Genomic DNA, 1,025 nt, shown 5'->3' with positions numbered 1-1,025 from the left:
GATGTTTATGTAAAAGACACGAATGACTGTCGTGTAAAACAGACAGTTACTATTGTTCCAGAAGACGGTCCAACGATTGATCCTCAGACACCTCCATGTTATACAGGAACGGCAGTCAGTGTTACTATTACCGGAACTTCTACAGGAGGAGCCACATATAGTAAAGACGGGATTAATTTTCAGGCTAGCCCGACTTTCAGTTTAACACCGGGGAATTACAGCCTTACCATAAAAGACGGATTTGGATGTGTTAAGTCTACGCCTTATGTAATTGCACCGCAGTTAACCATAACGGCAGTGGCAGCAGCGCCAGTGACCTGTACTCCAGACACGACTATCAACCTTTCAGCCAATGGAGGAACAGGAGCTTATACGTATGCAGTATCTTCAGATGGCATTACCTATACAGCAGCATCTAATCCATACATTACATCTGCAGCAGGAACGTATAAATTCAGAGTTACTGATTCGGCATCACCATCGTGTACGGCCTTTTCAGCAGATATTATAGTTAAGACAAAAGCTACAGCCTTAACATTGAATACCTCAAAAACGGATGTAAAATGTAAAGGGGATAGCACAGGAAGCATTACCCTTACAGCTACTTCCGGACAGGCACCTTATACGTACAGTGTAAGCAAAAGCGGTTCAGCAGTTTCAGCTACTGCCATAACTTCAGGCTTGCCAGAAGGAGTTTATGATGTTTTAATAACAGATGCCTTAGGCTGTACTACAGCAGCGACACAAGTTACTATTGGTGAACCGGCAGTTGCCTTATCGGCAACAGCAGTGGCACCGGCTACGACAACGTGCAGCACATCATCTACTGTTACAGTAACAGGCCATGATGGGACAGCACCTTATACGTATAGTTTTAGAGGAGGAGCCTTTACGGGAGTGAACACTTATGTAGTAAACGACAACGGAACATCCGACCAGTTAATCGCTTACCAGGTAAAAGATGCTAACGGGTGTACAACAGTATCCCAAGACATTATTGTTAAGAAATTAAACCCACCTGCAGG

1 protein-coding gene is annotated in these 1,025 nt (G+C 44.1%); it reads left to right on the top strand.

All coding sequences use genetic code 11. The features are described from left to right. On the top strand, window positions 1–1,025 hold a 1,025-nt coding region (locus tag IRZ80_RS20750), incomplete at both ends, for a SprB repeat-containing protein (RefSeq protein ID WP_194644270.1).

Origin of the sequence: Flavobacterium sp. HJJ, from assembly GCF_015351475.1 — a bacterium.
In the GTDB taxonomy this organism is placed as follows: Bacteria; Bacteroidota; Bacteroidia; order Flavobacteriales; family Flavobacteriaceae; genus Flavobacterium; species Flavobacterium marginilacus.
The sequence above is the reverse complement of the archived record's forward strand: the minus strand, read 5'-3'. Positions and strand labels throughout refer to the sequence as shown.